General features: G+C 40.5%; 27 protein-coding genes. 12 read left to right on the top strand and 15 right to left on the bottom strand.

All coding sequences use genetic code 11. From position 1 onward, the window contains the following. Window positions 1-45 precede the first annotated feature (45 nt). The 3 genes from FIU87_RS20910 to FIU87_RS20905 all read left to right on the top strand — a co-directional run bounded on the left by FIU87_RS20910 (window position 46) and on the right by FIU87_RS20905 (window position 1,463). Window positions 46-213, top strand: coding sequence for a hypothetical protein (locus FIU87_RS20910; protein ID WP_172970944.1), 168 nt, complete (start codon window positions 46-48; stop codon window positions 211-213). A gap of 98 nt (window positions 214-311) precedes the next feature. Beyond that, window positions 312-1,178 (top strand): metal-dependent hydrolase, encoded by an 867-nt coding sequence (locus FIU87_RS04055; protein ID WP_152443407.1) that lies wholly within the window; start codon window positions 312-314, stop codon window positions 1,176-1,178. Window positions 1,179-1,298: 120 nt separating this feature from the next. Beyond that, window positions 1,299-1,463 carry a hypothetical protein gene (locus FIU87_RS20905; protein WP_172970943.1) on the top strand — a complete coding sequence of 55 codons (165 nt, stop codon included), beginning with the start codon at window positions 1,299-1,301 and terminating at the stop codon, window positions 1,461-1,463. A gap of 114 nt (window positions 1,464-1,577) precedes the next feature. On the opposite strand, the gene FIU87_RS21530 is transcribed toward FIU87_RS20905, so the two are convergent. The 5 genes from FIU87_RS21530 to FIU87_RS04035 form a co-directional block, all read right to left on the bottom strand. After that, the gene (locus tag FIU87_RS21530; protein ID WP_301538654.1) at window positions 1,578-1,712 is read right to left on the bottom strand and encodes a hypothetical protein; all 135 of its coding nucleotides are present in this window, start codon (window positions 1,710-1,712) and stop codon (window positions 1,578-1,580) included. Window positions 1,713-1,765: 53 nt separating this feature from the next. After that, entirely contained in the window at window positions 1,766-3,004 is a 1,239-nt protein-coding gene (locus FIU87_RS04050; RefSeq protein ID WP_152446404.1) for a S1C family serine protease, read from the bottom strand. A 99-nt stretch (window positions 3,005-3,103) separates the two neighbouring features. After that, the gene (locus FIU87_RS04045) at window positions 3,104-4,525 is read right to left on the bottom strand and encodes a sensor histidine kinase (RefSeq protein ID WP_152443406.1); all 1,422 of its coding nucleotides are present in this window, start codon (window positions 4,523-4,525) and stop codon (window positions 3,104-3,106) included. After that, window positions 4,522-5,199: a response regulator transcription factor gene (locus FIU87_RS04040; RefSeq protein WP_152443405.1), complete on the bottom strand. Its 678-nt coding sequence runs from the start codon at window positions 5,197-5,199 to the stop codon at window positions 4,522-4,524. The genes FIU87_RS04045 and FIU87_RS04040 overlap by 4 nt, the downstream gene beginning before the upstream one ends. A gap of 499 nt (window positions 5,200-5,698) precedes the next feature. After that, complete coding sequence (locus tag FIU87_RS04035; RefSeq protein ID WP_152443404.1) at window positions 5,699-6,067, bottom strand: DnaJ family domain-containing protein; 369 nt, start codon at window positions 6,065-6,067, stop codon at window positions 5,699-5,701. 182 nt (window positions 6,068-6,249) lie between these two features. On the opposite strand from FIU87_RS04035, the gene FIU87_RS04030 reads away from it, so the two are divergent. Continuing rightward, window positions 6,250-7,533: an NCS2 family permease gene (locus FIU87_RS04030; protein WP_253905506.1), complete on the top strand. Its 1,284-nt coding sequence runs from the start codon at window positions 6,250-6,252 to the stop codon at window positions 7,531-7,533. A 61-nt stretch (window positions 7,534-7,594) separates the two neighbouring features. On the opposite strand, the gene FIU87_RS04025 is transcribed toward FIU87_RS04030, so the two are convergent. Together FIU87_RS04025 and FIU87_RS04020 are read right to left on the bottom strand one after the other, a co-directional pair. Then, entirely contained in the window at window positions 7,595-8,044 is a 450-nt protein-coding gene (locus FIU87_RS04025; protein WP_253905505.1) for an NUDIX domain-containing protein, read from the bottom strand. Window positions 8,045-8,229: 185 nt separating this feature from the next. Beyond that, entirely contained in the window at window positions 8,230-8,547 is a 318-nt protein-coding gene (locus FIU87_RS04020) for a hypothetical protein (protein ID WP_152443402.1), read from the bottom strand. 475 nt (window positions 8,548-9,022) lie between these two features. Between FIU87_RS04020 and FIU87_RS04015 the strand changes: the two genes are divergently transcribed. Both FIU87_RS04015 and FIU87_RS04010 read left to right on the top strand, forming a co-directional pair. Further along, window positions 9,023-9,823, top strand: coding sequence for a DUF4397 domain-containing protein (locus FIU87_RS04015; RefSeq protein WP_152443401.1), 801 nt, complete (start codon window positions 9,023-9,025; stop codon window positions 9,821-9,823). Continuing rightward, complete coding sequence (locus FIU87_RS04010) at window positions 9,807-10,463, top strand: class F sortase (RefSeq protein ID WP_172970942.1); 657 nt, start codon at window positions 9,807-9,809, stop codon at window positions 10,461-10,463. The genes FIU87_RS04015 and FIU87_RS04010 overlap by 17 nt, the downstream gene beginning before the upstream one ends. Before the next feature lie 31 nt (window positions 10,464-10,494). Here the strand turns inward: FIU87_RS04010 and FIU87_RS04005 are convergent, their stop codons facing one another. Beyond that, on the bottom strand, window positions 10,495-11,058 hold the full coding sequence (locus FIU87_RS04005; protein WP_152443399.1) for a hypothetical protein: 564 nt from the start codon (window positions 11,056-11,058) through the stop codon (window positions 10,495-10,497). A 182-nt stretch (window positions 11,059-11,240) separates the two neighbouring features. On the opposite strand from FIU87_RS04005, the gene mreBH reads away from it, so the two are divergent. The 3 genes from mreBH (at window position 11,241) to FIU87_RS03990 (ending at window position 13,744) form a co-directional block, all read left to right on the top strand. Continuing rightward, window positions 11,241-12,248 carry a rod-share determining protein MreBH gene (mreBH, locus tag FIU87_RS04000; protein WP_152443398.1) on the top strand — a complete coding sequence of 336 codons (1,008 nt, stop codon included), beginning with the start codon at window positions 11,241-11,243 and terminating at the stop codon, window positions 12,246-12,248. 228 nt (window positions 12,249-12,476) lie between these two features. Beyond that, window positions 12,477-12,797 (top strand): transposase, encoded by a 321-nt coding sequence (locus tag FIU87_RS03995; RefSeq protein ID WP_152443397.1) that lies wholly within the window; start codon window positions 12,477-12,479, stop codon window positions 12,795-12,797. Then, window positions 12,794-13,744, top strand: a complete 951-nt coding sequence (locus FIU87_RS03990) for an IS3 family transposase (RefSeq protein ID WP_152442963.1) — start codon at window positions 12,794-12,796, stop codon at window positions 13,742-13,744. Before FIU87_RS03995 ends, FIU87_RS03990 begins: the two co-directional genes overlap by 4 nt. Window positions 13,745-14,062: 318 nt before the next feature. Here the strand turns inward: FIU87_RS03990 and FIU87_RS03985 are convergent, their stop codons facing one another. The 3 genes from FIU87_RS03985 to FIU87_RS03975 all read right to left on the bottom strand — a co-directional run bounded on the left by FIU87_RS03985 (window position 14,063) and on the right by FIU87_RS03975 (window position 17,769). Continuing rightward, window positions 14,063-15,151 carry a nitric oxide synthase oxygenase gene (locus tag FIU87_RS03985; RefSeq protein WP_152443396.1) on the bottom strand — a complete coding sequence of 363 codons (1,089 nt, stop codon included), beginning with the start codon at window positions 15,149-15,151 and terminating at the stop codon, window positions 14,063-14,065. Window positions 15,152-15,459: 308 nt separating this feature from the next. Continuing rightward, on the bottom strand, window positions 15,460-16,314 hold the full coding sequence (locus tag FIU87_RS03980; protein ID WP_152443395.1) for a YitT family protein: 855 nt from the start codon (window positions 16,312-16,314) through the stop codon (window positions 15,460-15,462). A 123-nt stretch (window positions 16,315-16,437) separates the two neighbouring features. Then, window positions 16,438-17,769 carry a polysaccharide biosynthesis protein gene (locus FIU87_RS03975; RefSeq protein WP_152443394.1) on the bottom strand — a complete coding sequence of 444 codons (1,332 nt, stop codon included), beginning with the start codon at window positions 17,767-17,769 and terminating at the stop codon, window positions 16,438-16,440. Between the two features lie 148 nt (window positions 17,770-17,917). Between FIU87_RS03975 and FIU87_RS03970 the strand changes: the two genes are divergently transcribed. Next, the gene (locus tag FIU87_RS03970) at window positions 17,918-18,646 is read left to right on the top strand and encodes a TspO/MBR family protein (RefSeq protein WP_152443393.1); all 729 of its coding nucleotides are present in this window, start codon (window positions 17,918-17,920) and stop codon (window positions 18,644-18,646) included. 1,149 nt (window positions 18,647-19,795) lie between these two features. Here FIU87_RS03970 and FIU87_RS03965 read toward each other — a convergent pair. Continuing rightward, window positions 19,796-20,590 carry an arylamine N-acetyltransferase gene (locus tag FIU87_RS03965; protein WP_152443392.1) on the bottom strand — a complete coding sequence of 265 codons (795 nt, stop codon included), beginning with the start codon at window positions 20,588-20,590 and terminating at the stop codon, window positions 19,796-19,798. Between the two features lie 96 nt (window positions 20,591-20,686). Between FIU87_RS03965 and FIU87_RS03960 the strand changes: the two genes are divergently transcribed. Beyond that, window positions 20,687-21,094, top strand: coding sequence for a C40 family peptidase (locus FIU87_RS03960; protein WP_152443391.1), 408 nt, complete (start codon window positions 20,687-20,689; stop codon window positions 21,092-21,094). 262 nt (window positions 21,095-21,356) lie between these two features. Here the strand turns inward: FIU87_RS03960 and FIU87_RS03955 are convergent, their stop codons facing one another. Continuing rightward, the gene (locus FIU87_RS03955; RefSeq protein ID WP_152443390.1) at window positions 21,357-22,487 is read right to left on the bottom strand and encodes a S1C family serine protease; all 1,131 of its coding nucleotides are present in this window, start codon (window positions 22,485-22,487) and stop codon (window positions 21,357-21,359) included. Window positions 22,488-22,514: 27 nt separating this feature from the next. Continuing rightward, window positions 22,515-23,684, bottom strand: coding sequence for a zinc-ribbon domain-containing protein (locus FIU87_RS03950; protein WP_152443389.1), 1,170 nt, complete (start codon window positions 23,682-23,684; stop codon window positions 22,515-22,517). 219 nt (window positions 23,685-23,903) lie between these two features. Between FIU87_RS03950 and FIU87_RS03945 the strand changes: the two genes are divergently transcribed. Then, window positions 23,904-25,112 carry a cytochrome P450 gene (locus FIU87_RS03945; RefSeq protein ID WP_152443388.1) on the top strand — a complete coding sequence of 403 codons (1,209 nt, stop codon included), beginning with the start codon at window positions 23,904-23,906 and terminating at the stop codon, window positions 25,110-25,112. A gap of 63 nt (window positions 25,113-25,175) precedes the next feature. On the opposite strand, the gene FIU87_RS03940 is transcribed toward FIU87_RS03945, so the two are convergent. Next, window positions 25,176-26,432, bottom strand: coding sequence for a DEAD/DEAH box helicase (locus tag FIU87_RS03940; RefSeq protein ID WP_152443387.1), 1,257 nt, complete (start codon window positions 26,430-26,432; stop codon window positions 25,176-25,178). Window positions 26,433-26,534: the final 102 nt, after the last annotated feature.

The raw sequence follows: 26,534 nt of genomic DNA, 5'->3' as shown, positions 1-26,534 counted from the left end.
ACCCCTCCAGTTGTGCATATAAGTGTACAAAGGAGGGGTTTTATTATGTTATTCTTATACGCAGCCACAATTGGCTTTGTTTTATTACTTTTTCTCTTGATGGGCGTATTTCTTTACAATGTCTCTCTTGGACTAAATCGCGAGGATGCGATTGAAATTGACCCACTTCCTCCAGAGCCATCAGAAGAAGAATCCAATATTATACACTCTTAAAGAAACAGCCAGTTATGGTTGTTTCTTTTTTGTTTCCTTTCCCTTCATAAGGTAAAATACGAATAAGATAGCGTGGTGAATTAGGAGGAAAACGGAAGATGGATACCATTACTCACACTTTATTTGGGATGACTATATATGGGGCCGTTGATAAGAGCCATGACGATAAAAAAACCAAAATGGCTATGTTTGTTACTGCTGTTGCGGCAAGTCAAATTCCAGATAGTGATGTTATTTCAAAGCTTTGGGATACAGAAGGACTTTATCAAATGTGGCACAGAGGTATCACGCACTCCTTGTTCATGGTACCTATATGGGCACTGCTCTTATATCTTCTAAGCATCGTATTCTTAAAACGAAAAGACAAGCGATTTTTTTGGGTCCCTCTTATCGCTGTATTCATTCATAATACATCTGATTTGTTCAATGCATGGGGTACCGGATATCTAGAGCCGTTTTCTGACATTCGCATCACCTTTGGAACGATTCCGATTGTCGATTTTGTCATTTGGACGATTATTGCGATTGCCTTTTTCGCAAGGAAGCTTTGGTCAAAGGAGCGTCATCAGCTGTATAGGCTTGTGTGGATCTTGATTTTTGCACATGTTACCATTCAAACGAGTCAAGGCTATATGCTTCATCATCAATACGAAGATAAGTATGAACAAATCGCTTTATCAGCAAGCTTCCTTCCATGGCACTTTACTGTTATAGGAAAGAACGAGAACAAAGTAGAAATCATAGATGATGCTTTATTTACAAAGCCCACACTTAAATACACATTAACTTCCGCTGAGGAGGCAGACCTAAATACGCTATTTGCACAAGTCCCAGAAGCAAAGACACTATATGATTGGTCTCCCTTTGTTGTCATCGTGGATGATGAAGAACGCCTTGGCATCTATGACCCAAGATTCTACAGAAACGGACAATCCTTTCTATTCGAATTCATGGAAAAAAACTAGCTCCACGATATTCCAGAAACAGCAATCTTCAGCGTTTTCTAAGTTTTTTTCTCAAAAAGGTATATTTTTGGACACTATTGGGAATAACAGAATAAATAACTAAAAACGAGGTGCTGTAGAATGCTAGTTTCGAAGAGATACTTTTTAACAGACATGGAACGTGAAAGTGTAGAGCAGACCCTGACAAACAAAGGCCACCTGAGTGAAGAAGTGTTAAGCATGGATGATGAGGAAATTATCCATGTATATCAAAAGTACATGGTACAAGAATTAATATCCAAATAACATAATCAGTCATTTCCCGAGAAATTATGACAAATTCTAAATACAGGTACATGTAAAAGGCGACCGGTAAATTAACCGGTCGCCTTTTTATATTTAAAATTAGGGGGGAGTGATCTATTGTGGGCTAAGCCCTTTAATTAAATCTAGCCTTGGTTTAACGACTTCCACTTTAATTCCTTTAGCTTTATATTTCGCAACAATCTTTTTTACGTCAATGCCTTTTTTATTTTTTTCAGGGGTCTTTTGCATGTTTTTCTCGCCTCTATTCCTTAGGATTTTAAGACATTCTCACATACATATTCCTAAAACATTTGCTTTACAAGTTTCATTTCCGTTTCTTTTAACTCTCCATCACGATAATAAGTAACTTTCATGGTGTCACCAATATTTTTTTCATTGTATAAGAATTTTCGTAAGCTTAGCGCATCTTTTATATCCTGATCATCCAATTTAACAATAACATCATATTGCTTGATTCCAGCTTTGTCAGCAGGGGAGGTTGGCTCCACTCCTGTGACTACAATGCCATTTTTAACATCCTCTGGTAGCTTTAGTGTGGACCTTTGTGCTTCTAAAGGGACCTCAGCTAAAGAGGCAAGTCCTACTCCCATAAATGGACGTTGAACTTCTTTATGCTTCTCTAAATCTTCAATGATTGGTGTCACTACAGAAGTTGGAATGGCAAAACCGATCCCTTCTACTCTTGATTGCGCGATTTTCATCGAGTTTATCCCAATTACTTCACCGCGCAAGTTAACAAGTGCGCCTCCACTGTTTCCTGGGTTAATGGCTGCATCTGTTTGGATGACATCCGCCTCCCAGTCTGGTTGACCATTTTGATCTATATCAACGGGAATGACCCGTTCTTTTCCACTAATAATACCTTGTGTAACACTACCGAAAAATTCAAGTCCAAGAGGGTTACCAATCGCAATGACTGGTTCTCCTAACGTAATGACATCTGAATTCCCAAAAGTTGCAACTTGAGTAATATTGGCATCATCCACCGTTAATACAGCCAAATCAGTAAGAGTGTCACTTCCCACTACCTCTGCTTCCACCCTTGTTCCATCTGCAAGACTGACTTCTACTTTGGAAGCACCGTCGATAACATGCGCATTGGTTACGATGTAAGCTTTGCCATTTTCCTTTTTATAAACAACACCTGAACCTGTTCCTGCTTCCTGGTCCCCTTGACTACCTCGGGGATCAAAAAGGGAATTTCCACCTCTTTGAATATTTACTACCCCTACAACTGCTTCAGAAACGTTTTCCACAGCACTTGTAATATTGGTTTGTATTTTTTCGTATTCTACTTGATCTGTCCTGACAGCAGAATTAGTTTCTACAGAGTTTGGAGATTCTAGAGAAGTACTGCTATCCTTATCAAGATAGACTCCCCAATCAAGTAAAACCGGGAGCATAGCAACAATTCCTAATGCACCTACGATACCACCTGTAACAGATGCAAGAACCATCTTACCAAACGATTTTTCTTTTCTGCGCCGTTTTTGAGTTACATGATCATCATAATAACCCATATCACTCACCTCATCATATGAATCTAATATCATCTACCTTTATTAAACCCTAACAGTATGAAAGAACGCTTAAAGAAAAATGAGAAATTGATGAGAATATTAATTTTCCTCTTTACTGAAATCTCCAGGAAGCGTAAAGGTTATTTCCGTCCACTCCCCTTCATTGCTTTTTGCAGAAATAGAACCATTGTAATTTTCGATCATTCGCCTTGCAATGGAAAGTCCGAGGCCTTGTCCACCCTTTTCTCTGCTCCGAGCTTTGTCCACTCGGTAGAAGCGGTTAAATATTTTTTCTAAATCATCCTCAGGAATACCGATTCCGTAATCTTTAATCGATAACACAAAAGCATCTTCCACTCTAGATGTAGCAATTTCTATTTTTGTAGAGCCTTTTGAATACTTTACGGCATTATCTAAAAGGATGATCAGGACTTGTTCTAAATGCCTTTGTGCCATGGAAACTTGAGCTTTTTCATAAAGGCTATTGTTCAATTGAAAGGAGTAATCCGGGTGCAAGATGGTGAATTTTTTCATCACATCTTCTATCACTTGTATAGGCTCTGTCATGTCTTCCACTACTTCAAAACGATCAGATTCGAGACGTGTCAGTTCAAGCAATTCATAGACAAGCATCTTTAATCTTTCAACTTCTTGTTGGGAGGCTTTTAACGACTCTTCCAGGACGGCTGGGTCGTTTTTGCCCCAACGATTTAAGAGCTTTAGATGGCCTTCTAAAATAGAGATTGGCGTTCGAAGCTCATGGGAGGCATCCTCCACAAACTGTTTCTGCTTCTGAAAGGACAGCTCCACATCATCCATCATTTCATTAAAAACATTTGATAGCTCGGCAATTTCGTCCTTCTGATTTTTATCTTGTTGCACTCTTTCTTTAAAGCCGCGCATCTTGATGCTTTTCATGGTATGAGTAAGAGCTGCAATAGGTGAGAGTAATTGTTTGGCGATGAGCATCCCACCTACCCCACTAAGCAATATAGCTCCAGCCCCAGCTGACCAGGTTACGAGGAAAATGAGTCCGCGAAGTCTCTCATAGTTCTTTAAGTCTCTGATAATTTCTATGTACCCAATAAATCCATTCGTGATAACAGGTTCTCGATGAATTAAATAATGTTTTCCATTCACCTTTACATGCTCAAGGTTCTCGCTTTCAACTGGAGTAATTAATAACTCTCTTGGCAGGTTGGTTGCTATCGCAACGATGAGTTGTCCTTTTCGGTCAATCACTCTTATTAACTCATTGGCCTCATTCGCTTTTTCTAAGAAACTGCTGCTATTGATAATTTCCGTTCTACCAATGAAAAATGGTTGCTCAGAATAATAGGCTTGAATTTCTTTCATTTTCTCCTGAATGTTGCGTTCTTCCTGTTCAATCATCCAGGTACGCATCACATAGTACTGAACAGAATTATATGCGACAAAAAGTATGAGGATGACAATAGATGACCAGATTGTTATCTTCCATCTAATTGGAAGCTGCGAAAAATAAGTATAGAGCTTTTTCATTTTCTCATCACATAACCAGTCCCACGTACAGTTTGAATATAGCTTTCTACATTTTCCTTATCGATTTTGTTGCGCAGGTATCGCACATACACATCCACAACATTTGTTTCTGCATATGACCCGAGCTCCCATACCTTATCCAGAAGGATTTCTCGTGTCAGTACCCTGTTTATATTTGTCATAAACACAACAAGCAAGTCAAACTCTCTCTTCGTTAATTCAATCTGTTGATCATCACGTGTCACCGTTCTCGCATCAAGGTCCACCTTTAAGTCCTCGAACGTAAGGATGTTTTGCTTTACTTCCTTTTTGCTATCCATCCGACGAAAAAGTGCTCGAATTCTTGCCAGCAGTTCTTCAATTGCAAAGGGCTTAGACATATAATCATCCGCCCCGCTGTCAAGCCCGGAAACCTTGTCCATCACACTATCTCTTGCTGTTAGCATGATAATGGGCGTTTCCTTCACAGCACGAATCCTGCGGCATACTTCCATCCCACTAAGCCCCGGAAGCATAAGATCGAGAAGAATAATGTCCCAGTCTTCCTTTAATGCGGTTTCAAGTCCTTCCCTGCCATCATAGGTAGATGCCACCTGAAAACCTTCATATTGTAATTCCAGCTCTATAAATCGGGCAAGGTTCTTTTCATCTTCAATTATCAAGACTTTACACATTTTATGTACACCTCCACTTTCAAAGTGGGACTCTATCTATTTTTGCACAAATCATTTCATTTTAAGCCTTACTATAATACTACCTAAAATTAGGCTTGTTTGGGATGAGAATTTAATGAGAATTGAAAGTGTAATACGTTTGTAATCCTGCTGTAAAAGAATAAATGGGGAATATCTATCTTAACAAGACGTATCTAGTTGTTGAATGGAACAAAAGGCGTAGACTCCCACGAGGATGAAGCATGAGGAGGCTTACAAATCGCACCAGTTTGCGGAAATCAACAATCTTGTTTAACTCCACCAAAAAAAGACCTTACTTAAGGTCTTTGATTAAAGTTCTGTTCGCAATATCTGTTGCTTCAGCGTATATGGAAGCTACACCTAATCAACGGCGCTGTCATGCTCTTTTCGTGGAGGGAGTTCAAACTTATACAATTTTTATCCGTTTAAAGAATGGAAAAATCCAAATGCCGGTTTTTCCTTGTTTACATAAAAGAGCTTAATCAAATCGCTTCATCATTTGATTTTGATAATCTTTTAGGGCGGCTGAATTGGTTTGTTTCTTTTTCTTTTGAATGATTTGCTGTAGTCGTAATTGTTTTTCATTTAATCGTTGGGTTAGTCTAGCTTCATCAGCATCACTATGGGCATTCTTTATCAAGTCTTCGATATAGTCAATTTCTGACCGTACCTGCTCTTCCTCCATCATGCCGGAATTTTTCATAATTTTGTATGCCATCCGCATCTCAGGTGGGACATTTGAAAGATCTTCAAGATCTAGTGGCTTACCGTAGCCTGGCAAACTCTCGAACTCTCCGTCTTCATACGCTTTTTTAATTTTTTCATCTGTTAGTCGAAAAAAATCCATCGCGTTCACCCCTCTTCGTTACTACTATTATACCCTTTTTTTCCAGGAAGGTTTGTGTCTGTTTTCTGAACATTCTTAATAATTGTCAATGATACTGCTCCACGTTATAATACTAGATTGTGGGTCCTGTGCGACCGGGTGGGAGAGGGAAACTGAATAAGGTGTTTTTTATGCTTCAATGGATGAAGAATTCATTTGATCTTGCTGGTCATGAAACGACGCTTAAGCGCGAAATGATGGCTGGTTTGATTTCTTTCTTTACCATTGTGTACATTATTGCTGTGAATGCAACGATTCTTGCAGAAGCTGGAATTCCGTTGGAAGCTGGTATTATCGCTACCATTATCACATGTGTAGTTGGGTGCTGGTTGATGGGATTTTGGGCAAACGCTCCAATTATCCTAGTTCCAGGTATGGGGATAAACGCGATGTTTACTTATACATTGGTACATTCCATGGGATTAACCTGGCAGGAAGCTCTCGGCGTTGTCGTGGTTTCCGGAGTTATTGTAACGATTGTTTCGTTTACAAAGCTTGCTCAGGTACTTCTTGAAGCCATTCCAAGCTCCTTAAAGCATGGAATAACAGTTGGATTAGGGTTGTTTTTAACGCTGATTGGGCTAGAAAAAGGCGGCCTCATTGTTAAAGGAGACAATTCTCTTTTATCTTTAGGGGATGTCACAAGTCCATTTGTGATTACTACGATTTTAACCATTATCCTAGCTGTTATTTTATTCATGCGCAATGTCCCAGCTAATTTCCTCATTAGCATCATCGCGGGTACGGTCATTGCAGCTGCTTTTGGAGTCGTTAGCTTTTCTGATGCAGGTGGGACTGCGATTCCTTTGGATAGCTATCTTTCCTTATTCGGTGCCGTTTCTTTTGCTAAGATTGGAGAGTTTACCTTTTTAGTAGCTGTCTTTTCTTTAACGATGGTGCTGCTTTTTGAGAACATCGGGCTAATTAACGGTCACCTTGGAATGATTAATCGTCCAGAGAAATTCAAGCGTTCCTTCCAGGCTCAAGGGTTGTCCATTTTAACTAGTGGATTCTTTGGCTCAAGCCCTACCGTTTCAACGGTGGAAACGGCTGCTGGAATTACTGCTGGCGGAAGAACTGGTGTTACAGCAATAACGACAGGAAGTCTCTTTTTACTTTCCATTTTTGCGATTCCTTTCATTAAAATCATACCTGGAAGTGCGATTGCACCAATTTTAATTATTATTGGTGTCCTCATGCTTCAAGCGGTGAAGCAAATTGATTTTCAAGATTTATCGGAAGGATTTCCAGCATTCTTAGTGATTGTCATTATTCCATTCTCTTATTCCATTGCAGATGGTATTGCGTTTGGTTTTATTGCCTACCCACTAATGAAGCTCGCTCTTGGAAAGGCAAAAGAAGTGTCTGCACCACTTTATGTGATTGCTGCGCTGTTTTTCCTAACGTTTTTAACAAATGTGCATTAATTGGTATATATACAAAACACCACTTTGGCTATTTTAGCTGAGGTGGTGTTTTTTTAGTTACTCAACGAACAAAGGCTTCTCTTCTATCGGAGAATGCATCAACTAACCAGCGTGGGTGCATAGGTAACAAATCATGAGGAAGCTTGTTCGGTGCAAAATATTCTAGTTCTATTAAAGATGGGTCCTTTTTTGATGTAGAGCCCCCCGTAATCTCCGCTTCAAAGTAGGAGGTCACAAATTGAACCAGCCTCCCATCTGGATACTCAAAGGTTTGGGATTCTGGATCAGAATAAACGCCTATTAATCTATGAGGATCGACAATTAGACCTGTATCTTGATAAACCTCACGGACCGCTGCTTCTTCTACCGTTTCCCCAGGCTCTACATGCCCGGCAGGAATCGTCCACAACCCAACATCCGCTCGTTTTTGTAAAAGAATTCTTTTTTGATCGTCAAAAATTATCACTGCTACGGCAGGATACATAATGACTGGTTTTTTCTTATTCATCATAGGAATACTCCTAACACTACTTTTTTCACTAGTCTAACGTGTGTCCCCCCTATTTTTCAACGAATAGCACGAACACCCATCAAAAATAGGACTTTCCTCCAGGAAAAAACATTCCAAAATGTTCTTATTAATGGTCAGAAGCTACCAATCTATCAATCTACCCCCACAAAAAAACCAGCAGATAGCTATACCCGCTGGTTCAAACCATTCATCGTTTTGATTTCTTCTTTTGTCTGTTCTGTTCCAAGCTCGTAAACGGCAACAAAGATTTTATCAATTAGTAGTTGTTGCTTATCTCGTTCTTTTTGAGTACTCTTTTCACTTAATGGATTCTTATAAGGACCTGGTCCATACTCTGACTTATGCAGCTCTTCCATCCACCGATTGATTTCGTGGATCTCTTCTTTTGTTGCTAGCACTTCATAATATTTCACTTGAGTATCATATGGTTCTTCATGCACTTGCATCGTGTCAAGGGTTACAAAATACGTGTATTTTTCCATGGTCTCCACCTCCTATTAGGATGTGCTTTCTGCCTTGGTTGATGTTCGCTTTCTTTCTTTATAATAGCGGAATCCTTCTTTAACTAAAATTGGCAAAATAGCTACAAATACTCTTTTAAATAGTTTTCCCATTTAAAACGCCTCCTCTTCTTTTCTTATAATTACCCCTCAATGAAAACTGTAAAACAAAAAGCTCTTTTATGAAGTCGGCTTTAAGATTTTTCCAATCATTATGCTAAGAAAAATGACACATATTTAATGCTCCTCCAAAAAAAGAGCACGACAGCAACGTTGATTGCGGTGTTTTACCTAAACGTAGTAGCAACAAAGTTTACGAAAACAGCCAGAAAAAAAAATTAAAAACACATTCATCGCACATTATTAGTTTAAATTCGAGATAATTGGTGGTATACATAACTTATACAGGTTTTAAACAATTCCTGTACATAATAAAAACCAAAGGAGAGGTTAGAATTTGAAAAAGCTAAGAATGTTAGTACTAAGTATCGTGAGTATTGTTGCATTTGCCACTTTAGGAGGAATCGCTAGCGCGGATGATCACGCGATGGTTCGTATTATTCACGCATCCCCAGATGCACCTGCAGTTGATGTATATGTAAATGATGAGGCAGTAGTAGAAGGAGCTGAGTTCAAAGCAGCAACTGATTATATGAATCTACCAGCTGGGACTCACAAAGTGGAAATTTATGCAGCTGGAACAATGGGGGAAGCAGATCCTGTCATTGCAACAGATTTAACAGTGGAGGCAGGAATGTCTTATACAGTGGCTGCAATCAACAAAGTGGAAAATCTTGAATTGTCTGTAACACAAGATGATAATGCAGTAGCAGAAGGTCAAGCAAAAGTGCGTGTTGGTCATTTTTCACCTGATGCACCTGCTGTAAATGTTGGTCTCATTGATGGAGATGATGTCTTTTCAGGAGCTGAGTTCAAAGCAGTTACAGATTATATGACGCTTGATGCTGGTACGTATGATCTTGAAATTAGAACAGCCGATGGCGGAGAACAGGTACTGGATTTATCTGGTACGATGCTAGAAGAGAACAAAGTATATTCCGTTTATGCCATCAACACAGCTGATAGTTTAGAAGTACTTTTACTTGAAGACAACACCATGATGCCAAATGAAATGCCTCAAACAGGTATGGGTGGAGCAAGCAATTCTTCTAGCATCAACAGCTGGATGTTAATTGCAGGATTAATGGTGATAGGTGCAGCCGTAATTGGAGCACGCCGTTTTGCTTCACAAAAATAAGATTAGTTTATTCACGATTCTCACGTTCATCCTGATTTTCTCATCATCTTGTACACCCCTTGTACAAGATGATGAAGAAGATCGCTTACTTCCCCAGGAGTCTGTAGCAGCTCCAGAGGAAAAAATCGCTAGTAAGGAAAACACTGCTGTAAATGAGGGAGACGAGAAACCGAAGTCACCTAACCCATCACCATCTGGAATAGTTCCAACACAAATAACCATCCCTTCGATAAATGTGGATGCTAAGGTTGAGCCATTTGGTTTAGACAGTTCCGGGGCAATGGAAGTTCCTGAGGACGGGGAAACCGTTGCTTGGTTTGAGCCTGGTACAAAACCTGGTTCAAATGGAAATGCAGTGTTCGCGGCACATGTAGATGATTATACAGGACCTGCTGTCTTTTTTGACTTAAAGGAATTGAATCCAGGAGACGAAGTTCACGTAAATGACGGGGAACGCACACTCACATTCGTCGTTACTCACAAGGAAGCTTATCCTTATAATGAAGCTCCTTTGCGCAAAATCTACGGCCCTTCAAACAAGCAGAGATTAAACCTTATTACCTGCACAGGTCTTTATGATCGCAAAACAAATAACCACGAACAAAGGCTTGTTGTTTATACAGAATTAAAAGAAACCTGAATTTCTATTACTGTAGAAATTCAGGTTTCTTTTAGTATGTCTTTACGGAAAAGCGAATGTTGCCATTTTCACTCTCTTCAAAGGGTATTTCGTAACGTTCTAATCCGTCTATGAGTGCTTCTTTTTCCACTTTTTCTAACTGGTCACTTTTTTCTTGCATTACCAAAAGCGCTTCCTCATTCCAAGATACTGCACCACTATTATATTGAGTAAACATTTCATACCTTTCAGCAAGAAGTGTTTCCACAGCTAATTTATGTTCGCCCCAATGCTTCGGAGCTTGTAAAGAAGATGCTTCCCTCACTAACGCTTTCAATAGCTCGGCATCCTCATTGGAGAATACAGGTAAATTGTTATTACTATATCCATCCATTATTTTATTTTCGTACAAACCACTACCCTGAATGATTCTGTCTGTAGCCTCAATATAAGTGGCAATTTTCTGCTGTTGCTTCACTTTATACCCATCTATAAAACTCAAACAAGTAATCACACCAACAATGATAGTTAACCCTATTAACATAAAATTTATTATTTGGGATGAAAACTTCCGCTGTTCATCATGCATTTCTTCCTCTTTTTCTCGTATCTCCATCGCGCCAACTTCCCTAATATTTTTCTAAAATATAGCATAATATGTAAAATAAATCTATCATTATTCAGCTTAAAATTACCAATATATTCATCTACTTTTACCCCCACAAACCGACAAAGTTCTTTGAAGATATATAAGAGACCTAAATTAACTATAACTTTTATGATTGGGTGAATTTGACTATGTTTTCAACTACAGAAATCGGGATCGACTTAGGTACAGCTAATACGCTGGTTTATAGTAAAAGTAAGGGAATTGTCTTCAATGAACCTTCCGTTGTGGCAATTGACCTTGAAACAAAAGCGGTACTTGCCGTGGGAACAGAAGCGAAAAATATGATTGGGAAAACACCAGGAAGAATTGTTGCTGTCCGTCCATTAAAAGATGGCGTTATCGCAGATTTCGACATTACGACAAGCATGCTAAAACAAATCATGAAACAAGCAAGCAAAACAATGGGCTTCTCTATCCGTAAGCCAAGTGTGGTCGTATGTACACCATCTGGCTCCACTTCCGTAGAGCGTCGTGCTATTCAGGATGCAGTAAAGAACTGTGGTGCAAAGCACGTACATTTAATTGAAGAGCCTGTTGCAGCAGCTATTGGTGCCGACTTACCTGTTGATGAACCTGTTGCAAATGTGGTTGTTGACATCGGAGGAGGCACAACAGAGGTGGCCATCATCTCCTACGGTGGTGTGGTTTCCTGCAACTCCATTCGTGTCGGCGGAGACCAATTTGACGAGGACATCGTGCACCACGTTCGCAAAAACTATAATCTACTAATTGGTGAACGCACAGCGGAGCAAATCAAAATGGAAATCGGCTATGCATTAGTAGAACATGAAGAAAAAACGATGGAAATCCGTGGCCGTGACCTTGTTACTGGTCTACCAAAAACCATTGAACTACAATCAACTGAAATCCAAAAAGCGATCAAAGAATCTCTGCTTCATATTTTAGAAGCAATCCGCGCAACCCTTGAAGACTGCCCACCAGAACTAAGCGGAGACATCGTGGACAGAGGGGTAATCATCACAGGTGGTGGAGCCCTATTAAACGGCATGCAAGAATGGTTAAGCGAAGAAATCGTGGTACCAGTCTATGTAGCTCCGAACCCTCTAGAATCTGTTGCCATTGGTACAGGTAAATCATTATCTGTTATTCATAAATTACAAAAAGCAGCAACATAATCTCAAAAAATACCGGCCCATTTTTTTAATGGGTCGGTTTTAATTTTAGAGAGTAGTATCCTACAAGTGGTGTTTGTTGAATTTTGCTGATTATTGTCGAATGGCATTTATCTTGCCCCAGTTGGACAAATAAATGAAAAAGTGGATTAAATACTATTTAGCCCCCTAACTGATTTGGACACCTACTTCAAAAGATATTATCATAGAAGTATCAAAGGAGGAGTCCAAATGAGTAAACGTAATGGACCGATGGAAGATGTAAAAAAGCAATATGTGAGAATGGCACTTGAATCTGGGAATACTGCTTTTATCGCTAGGAAAACTGGAGTGAGCAGTTCTACTCTAGGAAATTGGATAAGACAGTATCGCGATGAAATAGAAGCAGAGATGGAAAAAGACGGTGTTAGGCCACTTTCAGAGTCTACTTCTACTCAAGAACTTCAAAAGAAGTATGACCATGCCATGAAACTTTTAGGTGAAAAAGAACTAGAGGTAGCGATGCTTCGCCAAATGGTAAAAAAAAACTTACCAACCTTTCGGAACAAATAACTTTCGCTAAAGAGTGGATTGACGAGGGATTCCCTGCCAGCCGTGTATTAAAGTATGCTTCCATTACTCGTTCTACTTATTATTACCGTTTGGCCAATCCACCAAAAGCTAAGGTTCCTACAGGGGGAAGACCTATACCTGGCTATTCCCTGAACAGAAAGACGAAAAAGAAAGTAAAAGATACGTCAATCAAAGTGTATCTCATGCAGCTTATCGAAGGGGAAGAAGAGATATACGGATATAGGAAGTTAACAAAAGCTTTAAGAAGAAAACATCATCTCATTATCAACAAAAAGAAAGTGTATCGTCTATGTAAAGAGCTTGATATCTTGATGCCTCAAAGGGAAAAGAAGCAGAAACACCTACGCAGACTCGCAAAGAATCGTAAGATTACAGGTCCTAATCAGTTGTGGCAAGTAGATATTAAATATGGATATGTGATGAATTCTCGCCGTTTTTTCTATCTTGTGAGCGCAATAGATGTGTTTGATCGAAAGATTGTGGGGTACTATCTTGGGAAGACGTGTGAAGCGACTAAAGTTACCAAGATGTTGATGAAAGCTATGATGAAACGTGGTGTCAAAATGACATCAGCTGAAGAAGTTGGACAAGGGGAAAGTAGACTCATTATTCGTTCAGATAATGGCCCTCAGTTTATCAGCAACCATTTCCAACAGTTTAGTGAGGATAAATTCGAACACGAACGAATTCCACCAAAATCACCAAATATGAACGCTTATATAGAGTCTTTTCATAGTGTGCTTGAAAGAGAATGTTATCAGAAAAACGAATTTATAACTTTTGATCATGCGTTTAATACTGTGGATGCTTATATTGAATTTTATAATAATAGAAGGTATCACGGCAGTTTAAACGACTACAGTCCAAGTGAGTATTATGCCAAATGGTTGGCAAAATCCATGGATCCAGTAGAGCTAACGATGTAACGTTTACCCCGAGAAGAAAGGTTAAAGCGATTCACTTTAACCTTTCTTCTCGGGGCAACCAAGCGCAAGCGCGGTAGAAGATTAAAATAATGAGATAACCCTAGTAAATAGTAGTATGTGTCCAAACTTAGGGGGTTGAACCGAATAATCGCTAAAGTGGATCAATTATTGAAAAGTTGGATTAATTATACAAAAAGCGGATTAATTATCTCCCAAAAACAGCCCCTGCCCCCTTTTTCCACATCTACATAAAAAAAAGAGAGCCCCCAATCAGCTCTCCTCCATTTAAATTCATTTAATTATCCAAAAACCTGTAAATTAGTATCGTTTTTCTTGATAAAAATAATTCGGCAACACTATTTTATCCTCGTAGGAGTGGTGAAATATGTGCGTCGTTGCTGGAGAAACCGGTGGAATCAACCATGCCCATTCTCCTGTCACATGCCGGCAACTCGCTGCTTCCTTTTCCTCAAAGTGTTTAAATTGCATGGCAGCTGTATGATGGTCAACGATGCTAACACCTGCTTCTTTAAAGGAATGCATCACCGCCACATTTAACTCAATCAGCGCCTTATCCTTCCACATCGTTGCATTCGTGCTCATATCCAGCCCCATTAATGAAGCAACCTTTGGCAGCATATTGTATCGGTCCGTATCGGCAAAATTTCTTGCCCCAATTTCTGTTTCCATGTACCAGCCGTTAAATGGGGCGGCCGTATAATCAATTCCACCAATCTCTAAGCGCATATCGGAAATGAGCGGAATACCATACCATTTCAAACCGAGGTCACGGAACGCTTCCAATTCTGGGTGATGAATAGGGACTTCCAACACAATGTCCTTTGGTACAGGGAAAAGCATTGGTTCCTTTCCATCAACAGATAAGACGAGCGGGAGAATATCAAAATGAGTACGCGCCCCTTCCCATCCGAGCTCCTGACACGTTTTTGTGAAGGAAATGGATGCGGGATCCCCTATGATTCCGTACTCCGTTTCATATCCGGCATAGCGAAGCAGCTGATGATTCCAAATACGGATTTCCTCATTCTCTTTTTTCTGACGGAAAATCGTAATAGTTGGTCGTATCTTTCCACCATTTGTAGCAGTTTCGATATGGTCAAACAGCGAGCTTGCCATGTCTACCTCAGCATTCAAATGTCTCTTATCCACCACATGAAGCGCATTCCAAAAAAGCCGGCCTATACAGCGATTGCTGTTGCGCCACGCCATTTTCGCTCCATGCTCGAGCTCCTCGTATGTATGTTCATAATAACCATGAAGATTTATTTGATTTTCAATGTCTTTTAGTCTATCCCCAGTTACGTCATCTGGTATCCCAAGCTCTGCATAGCATTGCTCAATAAATTCTGTCGCTTTTGCTAGGAGTGTGATTTTATCTTTTAACAAAACGTCCACCTCAACTATCTAGTTCCTTTCCTTATTTTAAGCCTTTTGACACAGGAAATGAAACGTTTAGCCTACTGGTAAATTCTCCGTTTCCTACATTGTCACAGTTTCTTCAAAAAGCTCTTTTCTAAAGGATTGTTGCATTTTCCAATATTCAAGCTAATAAAAATTGCCACATGCTTAAAACTCCTCCACGAAAAAGCACGACAGCAACGATGATTGCTCGTTTGATCTCTATACGCAGCTGCCACAAAGTTTGCGAAAATATCCTTTCAAAAAAAAATAACCAAAGTCCCATTTGACCTTGGTTATTTTGATACTAATTGTTTGAAGTTTTGTCCTAGTATTTCCTTCATATTGTGAACAGTGATGAACGCTTGCTCGTCCGTGGTTCCGATAAATTTTTTCAAACGAGAAAAGTCCTTCTTGTTCAAGATCGTCGTAATTACTTCCTTTTCGTCAGATGTGAAGGCACCGCGCGCATAATGAAGGGTTGCCCCGCGTCCGAGTTGCCCAACGATGTAGGTGCGAATTTGCTCACTCTTGCTGCTTATAATGACAACTTCGCGCATTTGATTGACCTGCTGGAGCACATAATCAATAACAAGACCGTTCAAGATCACTCCAAACACCGCGTACATACCCACTTCTGCACCAAACACCAGAATGGAAGATAACGCGATAAAGATATCGGAGAAAAGTACCCCTCTTCCCATATCGATGGAAAAATATTTATTTAAAATTAATGCAAGTATATCTGTACCTCCGGTTGACGCACGCTCATTGAAAACTAGCGCCATCCCTAGTGCTGCAATGCATTGTCCAATGATGAGTTGAATGAGAATATCTTCGCTCAGTGGTGCATTTACCGGAAAGAATTTTTCAAGCGCCCAAACCATAACCGAAAGCATAAAGCTCGCATAAATTGTTTTTGCTCCAAAACCAAATCCAAGCACTAAAAATCCTATGATAAACAGGGCAATGTTAACAAGTAACATGAACATCCCTATGGAAACACCTGAGAAAACGTCATTCAGAATAATAGACAGCCCACTGACTCCTCCAGTAGCTAGACTATTTGGTGATAAGAAAAAGTGAACATGTATTGCAACAAAAAGAGGACCAATATGCAAGAATAGTAGAGTTTTAATTAGCTTGTTCAATCCACTCATCCTCCCCCTGGTATTTATTCATCCAGTAGGGATTATAAAGACCTTTCACACACATGTAAACACATAAGAAAGAAGTTGCACAATTGAAAGCGGATTTATTTGACTACCGTCTCTTTATGCTGCCTTATGTGAATGGGTATCCCTTAGCCAAAGGGTGACTTTGATTTGGTTGCAGACGGTAAAATAGTGCATCAGCGTTAGCAAAACCATTCCCGTGTTCATCCCTAAGATGACTCCATTCATTTGCAAGCTTGGTAAGGATCCAAGCAGAAACATAAGCAAAAATGAAATGCAGGTGGACCAAATAGAATGAAGAAAGGCATCCTTAATCAGCCCAAGTCCTATTAGATAAGCCTGCAATGGGGATACAAACAGGTGAAATAGAAAAAATGGCCATAGCAGCTGTACATAGGACGCTGCATGTGAATTCTCAAAAAAGACATTAGTAAGTGGTATAGCAAAATGATAAAACACCATGACCACGGGAATACCATATAAAAATGTTAATAACATAACCTGCTTCAACAGCCGCTGAAGCTTGGAAAATTCCTGGTTTTCATAGGCTGCTGACACGGTTGGAATTAACACAATCATGAGGGAATGTGCGATAAAGCCTGGGAAAAAGCCAATCGTTAGTGCTACTCCCGCTAGCAGTCCAAACTCCTCTAAAGCAATGGTATGAGACAGCCCAGCTTTCACAAGGGCTATTTTTATTAAAACTGGCTGAATGGCGTTTGTGACCGCGTGAAACAAGCGCATGCCAGTGGTTGGAATGGAAACCTCGAGCAGCTTTTTTCTAACTGTTCTGCCGTCCATTTTCGCTCCTGGCTTTGCCTTGAGCTGAACAAATTGAAGCCTGTACATATATAGGAGATAAAGACACACGATAGCCTCCGTTCCGATTAAAGTCATAATGGCAATGAGCAGCGAGACTTCTAAGGAAAAATGAAAAAAATGATACATGACAACAAGTAGTGTTAACTGTACTGCTTTTCTTAAAAAGTTAGAAATGGCGATTTTCCCCATGTGCTGGAGTCCCATAAAGTAGCCTCTGGCAATAGACGAAAAGGAAATGACAGGAATCATAATCAAAACCAGCCATTTTACGAGTGGATGGTAGTGTTGAAACACTGGCAGAAGAGGTAACAGGCATGCTCCTATCACCAAAACCATTATCGTAAAAATAATGGTGAGTCTCATTGCATGCTGCAGCATGCTTTGGTGATATTTTTCTTCTTTGGCTGCGACAAATTTGGAGATAGAAATCGGCAGTTCCAAGCTTGAAATAACAACCACGAGGAAAACGATAGGCAATACAGACATATAAAGCCCCATTCCTTCCTCTCCCAGGTTTTTGGCAAGCACCATATTTACAATAAACTCAATGCTTTCCCCTAAGAAAGCTGCAGTTGCTAGTAGCAATGTTCCTTTGAAAAATTTATTCATTCCCTGCCTTGTCCCCTCTCCGACTCTGTTCGAAATCCATTTCCTATTTTATGAGACAAGTGATGAAAATATGGCTATTTGTACATCGAAATGGTTATGTCCCTTCTTTTAAAGGAATAGTATGAAGTATAAGAAAGGGGTGTTGCTAGTGGCGAGACTTCTATTAAATATCTTGGCTTTTGTCTTGATGATTGTAGTGAACTACCTTGCGAACGCTTTACCTTTAAACGGCTTGACAACAGGGGACATCGCAAATCGAATTACCGTACTCTTTCAACCAGCTGGCTATGTTTTTTCTATTTGGAGCTTGATTTACCTTTTGCTTGGAATTTGGATTATCCGCCAAATACCGAAATCGCGTAGAAACCTCCCAATCTATGTGAATACAAGCAGCCTCTTTGTTTTAAGCTGTTTGTTAAACAGTGCCTGGGTCGTACTATGGCATTATGGATTTTGGGTGACCACCGTTGCAGTGATGGTTGGACTTTTGTGCACCCTCATTGCGCTTTATCTAAAAATGCGCGCTTCTAACCCTGGCAAGCTGGATCTTGCAACCTTTTCAATTTACCTCGGCTGGATTAGTGTCGCGACGATTGCAAACATTAGCTATGTATTAGTGGAGCTTGGCTGGGATGGCTTCGGATTGTCAGCTGTTACTTGGACGGTAATCATGCTGGTTGTGGCAACATTATTAGCTGTTTGGTTCCGAATGTCCAATGATGATTGGCTATATCCTCTCGTATTCGTCTGGGCTTTTATTGGAATTGGAGTAAAAAATATGGCGGAGTATAGCGAGGTTTCCTATGTGGCCTATGCTCTGGCGGCGGTGATTTTAGTGATGACAGTGCTTGGTGGGTTTATTAAAAAGAAAGGGTAAATGTTAGTAAGGAAAATGGACGTTTGTAAAGTAATTAACAAAAAGCCTTCAATTAACTACCTATAGAATGTATGGGGACACTAAGCCTTAGTTTTAGGTATGGTAGTCCCCATTCGTCTTCGATGGGGGACTACCTCGCTTACAATTCTCGGTGGGTTGTTTTACCTTCTATGAAGACTTCCACCCTTGGTTTTCTCGGTGGGTTCTCCTCATTCACCCTCTATGGAGACTTCCTCTCTCGGTTTTCCCGGTGGGTTGTCCTCATTCACCTTCTATGGAGACTTCCTCTCTTGGTTTTCTCGGTCGGTTGTCCTCATTCACCCTCTATGAAGACTTCCTCTCTTGGTTTTCCCGGTGGGTTGTCCTCATTCACCTTCTATGAAGACTTCCTCTCTTGGTTTTCTCGGTGGGTTGTCCTCATTCACCTTCTATGAAGACTTCCTCTCTTGGTTTTCTCGGTGGGTTGTCCTCATTCACCCTCTATGAAGACTTCCTCTCTTGCTTTTCCCAGTGGGTTGTCCTCATTCACCTTCTATGAAGACTTCCTCTCTTGGTTTTTCCGGTGGGTTGTCTTCATTCACCCTCTATGAAGACTTCCACCCTTGGTTTTCTCGGTGGGTTGTCTTCATTCACCCTCTATAAAGACTTCCTCTCTAGCTTTTCCCGGTGGGTTGTCCTCATTCACCTTCTATGAAGACTTCCTCTCTCGGTTTTCTCGGTGGGTTGTCCTCATTCACCTTCTATGAAGACTTCCTCTCTCGGTTTTCCCGGTGGGTTGTCCTCATTCACCTTCTATGAAGACTTCCAATCATGATTTTTCTGGTGGGTTGTCCTCATTCACCCTCTATGAAGACTTCCTCTCATGATTTTTCCGGTCGGTTGTCCTCATTCACCCTCTATGAAGACTTCCTCTCTTGGTTTTCTCTGTCGGTTGTCCTCATTCACCCTCTATGAAGACTTCCTCTCTTGGTTTTCTCTGTCGGTTGTCCTCATTCACCCTCTATGGAGACTTCCTCTCTTGGTTTTTCCGGTGGGGTGTCCTCATTCACCCTCTATGAAGACTTCCTCTCTTGGTTTTCTCGGTGGGTTGTCCTCATTCACCTTCTATGAAGACTTCCTCTCATGATTTTTCCGGTGGATTGTCCTCATTCACCTTCTATGAAGACCTCCACCCTCTTCTTTATTAATCCTGATCTTTTTTATTTCAGCGGCACGTTCAAATAATGTGTAGTCTGATTGGAATTTCTCCTCAATCCAAAACCGCAGTTCTTCAGGTGACAGCGCCTCTTCCTTGATAGCTTGATTCTTAAAACGGCGAATGGCACTATCTCTCAACTGAATCGGCTCCCCTTCTATATAACCAAACATACGTAAGGATTGAAACGCAAATCCGTCTGTCCAGTTATGGGATTCTAGCAAGGGCTTTTTCATTTCCTCCCAACTAACAGGGTGCAAGCTTAATGTTTTAGTTGGTCCTGGCTCCCGTTCTACCAAGACCTCCTTACCGTCTACCTGATAGCGGAAAATTTCCATTTCCGTTACCACAGTGAATGATTCACGAAGCGGATATGCTTTGTATAGCGGAGCACAATAGCCAACATCCACATAGTATGCTTGATCTAGAGTTACTTGAAGGCATAAGTGTCCAGGCTTCATGTACAGATACTCTACATCAAAACCAAGTTCTGACAACAAAAAATGAAAGCCACGGGCAAGCGTCCAACACGTGCCTCCGGTACCAGTTGAGACAACCCGCTCTACGTAGTCGTCGATACTTGGAAGATAGAAATCTTTTTCCTCAAGCTCTTCAAAGTCCAAGAATTTTGTCCATGTTTCCCACCTAACTTTAAACTGATGGGCATAAATTAATTCATTCAGATATGTAATACTTGGTGATTTTTCAGTAACCCCAAGATAGTGTAAAAATTTCTCCTTTGCCCCCATGTAAGCTTCCCCTCCAAAAAAAGTGTAAAAAGTCCAAGCATTTCAAAACCTACCGTCATCTACTAATATATCAAAACAATTTGAAAGGACCCTACCATGAATTCCTCCCTATCAAAAAAAATAATAGATACAGGAAGAAGCTTTATAGGAACACCATACACTTTTGGTGCTCCGAGTGGTCGATCAGATACGTTTGATTGCAGCTCCTTTGTACAATATGTATATGCCCAACATGGCATTCTTCTTCCTCGGACCTCCCGCCAGCAATATCTCACTGGAAAACCGATTCCGCTCGACTCTGTCCGCAAGGGGGACCTACTCTTTTTTACAACATCAAAAAGAAAGAATCTAAAAGGCAATGCCAAAATTGGTCATGTAGCTATTTTCATCGGAAACAACACGATGCTCCATACCTCACGTGTGGAAAAAAAGGTGTCTCTTGCTCCTCTAAGCAACCAATGGAAAAAACGAATAAGTGGTGTGCGTAGAGTGATAGCTTTATAGTTTTTGGTAAAAGACTGCTTGGTTGTCGCGATTCTTCCTTTTCCGGGACAACCACAACGGACCTACTACCTCCGTTGTCGCGATTCCCCCTTTTCCGCGACAACCACAACGAGCCAGCCACCTCCATTGTCGCCATCCTTTTTTCCGCAACAACCACCCGTTGGCATAGTCGTCCATGCATTCATAAATAATGAGAGCTCAAATACTCTTTTGTAAAAAAAGAACTGTCGGGAAAGCAACAACTTTCCCGACAGTTCTCTTCTTATTCCATCGGCTCTCGCTTTTCTGAGAGAATTTTCATTTGATCGTTTTCCAAACCTAGTTCAAACGTGACCTTAAATTGCTCGTAGGAAACGCCATTTTCAGAGCGCTCCTGAGCCGTGATGACCGTAATGACCTCGACATTTTGGCCTGCTTCTCGAGACAATAAATCATCCACTTCAATCGTTAGGAAATCGAGATAGCCTGAACGGAAATCCTCATAGGCTGTCTTGGATTGCCAGCTGCTACCGAGTAAGGAATAGGCAGTTACATAGTCGCGATAGTTAATGCTCTCATAAAAGTAGTTTACAAGATATTCTGCGATGTCTGCGTTTGTTGATGCTTCCTCGCCACCACTACCAGTATTATTAGCTCCAATACGAGGCAGTGTTTCCATTGGTGACTCTGACCAGTTTTCAATGAGAGAAAGGACATTTACTAACGGAATACTAAAACCAATAATTCCTTGGTCCATGGTAGCAGAATTGATTCCTACCACTTCCCCCGTTTTCGCATCAATTAAAGGTCCTCCACTGTTACCTGGTGCAATTGGTGCAGAAATTTGGAATAGGTCCTCATATTTAAAGGCGTCAATTTCAAACGCTCTGCCTGTTCCGCTAATGATTCCAGTTGTAACGGTATTTTGGAGACCAAGTGGGCTTCCGAGTGCAATCACATCATCACCAAGCTCTGCTTTTCTAGTTTTGGCAAGCTTAAACGGCTCCGTTTCTTCAAGCTCCGGCACACGCACCACGGCGATGTCTGTGTCATTGCTTATCCCGATTACTTGTCCCTGTAATTCCTTGGAGTCTGCGGTTGTGACCTTTACATCCTTTGCATTTGCAACAACATGGGCGTTTGTAACCACATCGCCTTTTTGATTATAGAGAAACCCTGAGCCAAACGAGCCATCAGGTAGCTCTATTTTTACGACAAGCTTTTGCGATTCAAAAATAATTTCCTTTAACGCCTGCGGGACTGCTTTTGCCTCCTCCACCTGTGACTCTAAATAAAGATTAGAAGAAGCCGTAAGCTGAGCTGGCAGGTTCTTTTTTATATAAAAATATCCGAAAGTTCCTGTTCCGAGTAAAACGATTGTTAAAAGGATACTCACAAACCATCTTATATTCATTTATTCACCTTCTTTAAAAACCACAGATTAATCTTCCACAACCCAAGTGATGTTCGCGATTTCTACTGTGACATCATCTTCAAAAACGCCATAGTAATAATCTTCAAACTTCCCCTTGCTTCCTGGTTCCAATTTGAATGGATACACTGTTGTGAAGCCTTTGTCGAGAACGTTTTTATCTTTGCTTAAAATATTGTAATAAACAGTGATGGAAGAGACATTGGCAGATACGACATTTTTCACTTCTCCTTTAATCGTCAACCCACCTACTTCATCTTCCTCAGTGTGGAGTTCAACAATTTCAAGAGCGGCTTCCTCTTTAGCAGCTGCCTCCATTGCTTTTTCAATGCGTTCAAATTCTGCTTGTTCAAATGCATGACGTGATTGGTCGATTTTTTCCTTCAATGCTAAAATGCGCTTATCGTTTATCGCATATTGAAGGGCCCGATCTGCAACCGTCATGGCATTGGTGAATTGGTTATCCTCTAAATATTCTTCGGCCTCATCGATAGTCAGCTGCACAATTCGGTTTATGATTTGTTCTTTCACCGTTTTACCCTCATCTGACGGAACAGAAGATATGACATTTAGTTTTCGAGACAGCTCCTCTACCGTTTTCAATTGGTCAAGCTCATCATTTACTTTCCCAACCTTTATCATGACATCTGTCTCGGAAACTGCATCTTTTAATGGTTTAATTATAGGGCCATCAAGCCTATTAATTTTCTCATGCAATCTAGTTAAGTTTTTTTCCGCTTCAGAGAATTGCTTGTCTTTAATTTGCGCTTTAATTTCCCCAAGCTCCACGTAGACTTCCTCGGTAATCTTCACTACCTCCAGATTGTTCCGTAAAACGTGATAATTGGGCCTAATCTCCATGGCATCCTTAAGTGTAACTTTTGCTTGATCAAAATCACCTTCTAGGGCATGCTCTTCTGCTTCATTTTTCATCGTTAGAACTTCGGCATTTACTTTTTGCTCATGATTATAATAGCCTCCTATTAGACCTACTACTAATATTAGGCTTATAACTGGAGGCAGCAATGGGAGATATGTATGCTTCTTTTTGCGGGAAGCTCCTCTGCCTTCTAATCTATTATCTTCGTTATTAGAAGCATCTTCCTTCAAGCTTGCACCACAGTGGGAGCAAAAATTCGCCTCGGATGATACCTTCATTCCACAATTGTGACAAAACATCCTATTTAAAAGCCTCCATTTTTCAAAGCTACTCTACTCAACTACTATTACACCATTTTACAATAGTTTTCGAAATAAGTGTCAAATGAGGTCATAAAATTTGGAGAAAAAAGGTAGAAACTTTTTCCTATTTCATAAGTTTGACACAGGAATTCATCGATTTTTGACGAATGACTTAGGATAGATTATGAAAAATTGTAAATTCAAAGGAGTTTTTCTATGATTGAAACAGATACTGCAAAATCGTTTATCGAGAACCCATTTCCTTATTTTAAAAAGATGCATGCTTACCAAGCAGTTCAATGGGTTCAACTTTTTAACGTGGAAGGCTGGTTGGTGACAGGATATAAAGAAGCAGAAGCGGTGTTGAAGGACACTAGATTTATAAAAGAAATTAGAAACATTGTCCCCCAAGAAGATATGCCACCCATTTCACCTTCGTTAATGCCCATTGTTAACCTGAACCGGAATATGATGCTTTTTCGAGATGCTCCCCATCACACGAGATTACGATCCCTTGTGACAAAAGCCTTTACTCCTAGAATGACGGAAAAGCTGCGGCCTGCGATTACAGACATGTGTCATTATTTATTGGATCAAATGAAAGGAAAGCTAGAACATGAGTTAATTTCTGACCTAGCATATACTTTGCCGGTCATGGTAATTGCAGAGCTAATAGGTGTGCCCAAAGATGACAGAAATCAATTTAAGGTTTGGTCAGAAGCCTTTGTGAAATTTATTGATATTAATACAACAGAGGAAGATTTGGTGGAGATCGCCCCTCCTTTAGAAGAAGCAGATCATTACATGAGGAAGTTGATAAAACAAAAGCGGAATGCTCCAGCAGAAGATTTGTTAAGCGGATTGATCGATGTTTCAGATTCTGGTGACAAACTTAATGAAGACGAGTTAGTAGCGACCTGTTTACTACTACTCATTGCTGGTCATGAAACAACGGTGAATCTAATTACCAATGGATATTATTTATTATTAAAGCACCCAGAAGAGATGGCAAAAATAAAGGAAAACCCTACACTTATTCGAAATGCCGTTGAGGAAATGCTGCGCTTTGATCCACCTGTTCTTTTGACTAGTAGATGGGTTGGGGAAGATATGGAGTTTTACGGACAGCATTTGAAAAAAGCACAGCCAATCTTTGTGGCCCTTGGTGCTGCAAATAGAGACCCAGAAATAATGGAGAATCCAGATGTTTTCTCTGTAACTCGTTCTCCTATCAAACATTTGTCGTTTGCTAGCGGCGCCCACTTTTGCTTAGGCGCACCTCTTGCTAGGCTTGAAGCAGAAATTGTAATAGAAATGCTTGTGCGAAGAGTAGAGCATGTGGAGTTGTTGAAAAAACCTGAAAGACGAAACAGTGTTGTAATACGTGGATTTGAAGCTCTACATTTTCGAGGAGAAATAAATTAATACAAGAAAGCCGTCCTAAAGGAGTGAATCTCCTGGACGGCTTTCTCTTATAATCAGCATCACTTATTTCTTTTTTCCAGTTCTAGCAGTACTATTTTTTCGGTTTTTAGGAGAAGGGTGCTTTTTCTTGCCCCCGTTTATCATCCTAGTTGATTTACTTTGTCTGACCTTTGGGGAAGTATTTCTATCTTCTTCCTTCACTAACTTTCCAGCAAATACCTCGCGCTTTTCTAATTCTACCCCTAGCTCGCGGGCAAATTGCTTGAGTTTACGCTCCTCACGCTCGTTCACAATAGAGATGACGGTTCCTTCCGCTCCCTGACGGCCTGTTCTCCCGGAACGGTGTACGTAGCTTTCAAGCTCCTCTGGCAGGTCGTAGTGAATCACGTGGGATAATTCTTTAATATCCAGCCCCCTTGCAGCGACATCTGTTGCTAAAAGAACAGGGTATTCATCCTTGCGGAAATTTTTCATTGCCGCCTCCCGCTCTTGCTTGGAGGATTCCGAATGGATAAATCCGACATTCAATTGTTTATAGATCAGCTTCTCGGTTAAAACTGCTAGATTGCCGATATCCCTTACAAAAGCCAACGCTTTGATGCCTGGTTCGCGCAGCAGGTTTCCTAATACGTTTGGTTTATCGCGTTGGTCCTTTACTACTGTGTAAAGATGTTGCACCTTCACTGGCGGAAGCTCTGATTTGGATATTTTCAATACTAGCGGATTATTTAGGAAGCTTAACGCTACATCTTCTGTTTCTTTTTTTAAGGTTGCAGAGAACAGGAGTACCTGTCTATCCTGCATCGTGGATTTGATGATGCTATCGACTGTTTTTTTATGCTCTGGCACAAACAGTTGATCAGCCTCGTCCATGACGATGGTTGCAACTTCATGCATTTTTATTTTTTTCATCTGTATTAATTCCAGCAAGCGTCCAGGGGTACCAACCAATATATGCGGACGTTTTTTCAGCTTGTCAATTTGCCTTTTGACATTCGCTCCTCCAATAAAGGATGCTCCAATTACCGCGCTGCCTTCCGTCCACTTTTGAATTTCAGACAGAATTTGCATAGCAAGTTCTTTTGAGGGAGCAACGATGACAGCCTGTGGATGCTGCTTGTTTAGGTCGATTCGTTCAATTATTGGCAAAAGGTATGCTAAGGTTTTCCCTGTTCCTGTCGGGGATTCTGCTAATAAATCTTTGCCATCTAGTATTTCAGGGATGGCTTGTTCTTGTATGGGAGTTGGAGTTTCAAACGTGCTTTTACTCCATAGATCCTGTAGAAATGGTTGGAATGTATCAACAAATGATTTTGACATTTTTTTCTCCTTTATGGCCCTCTTTAGAGGTATTACGTTACATTACATTCTACCTTTTTTTATGATTAGTTTCCAATAGCATTTAAAACGAATACATGAAAT

The organism is Bacillus sp. THAF10, assembly GCF_009363695.1.
In the GTDB taxonomy this organism is placed as follows: Bacteria; Bacillota; Bacilli; order Bacillales; family Bacillaceae_I; genus Sutcliffiella_A.
Note: the sequence above shows the minus strand (reverse complement) of the source record. Positions and strands in the feature narration are given on the sequence as shown.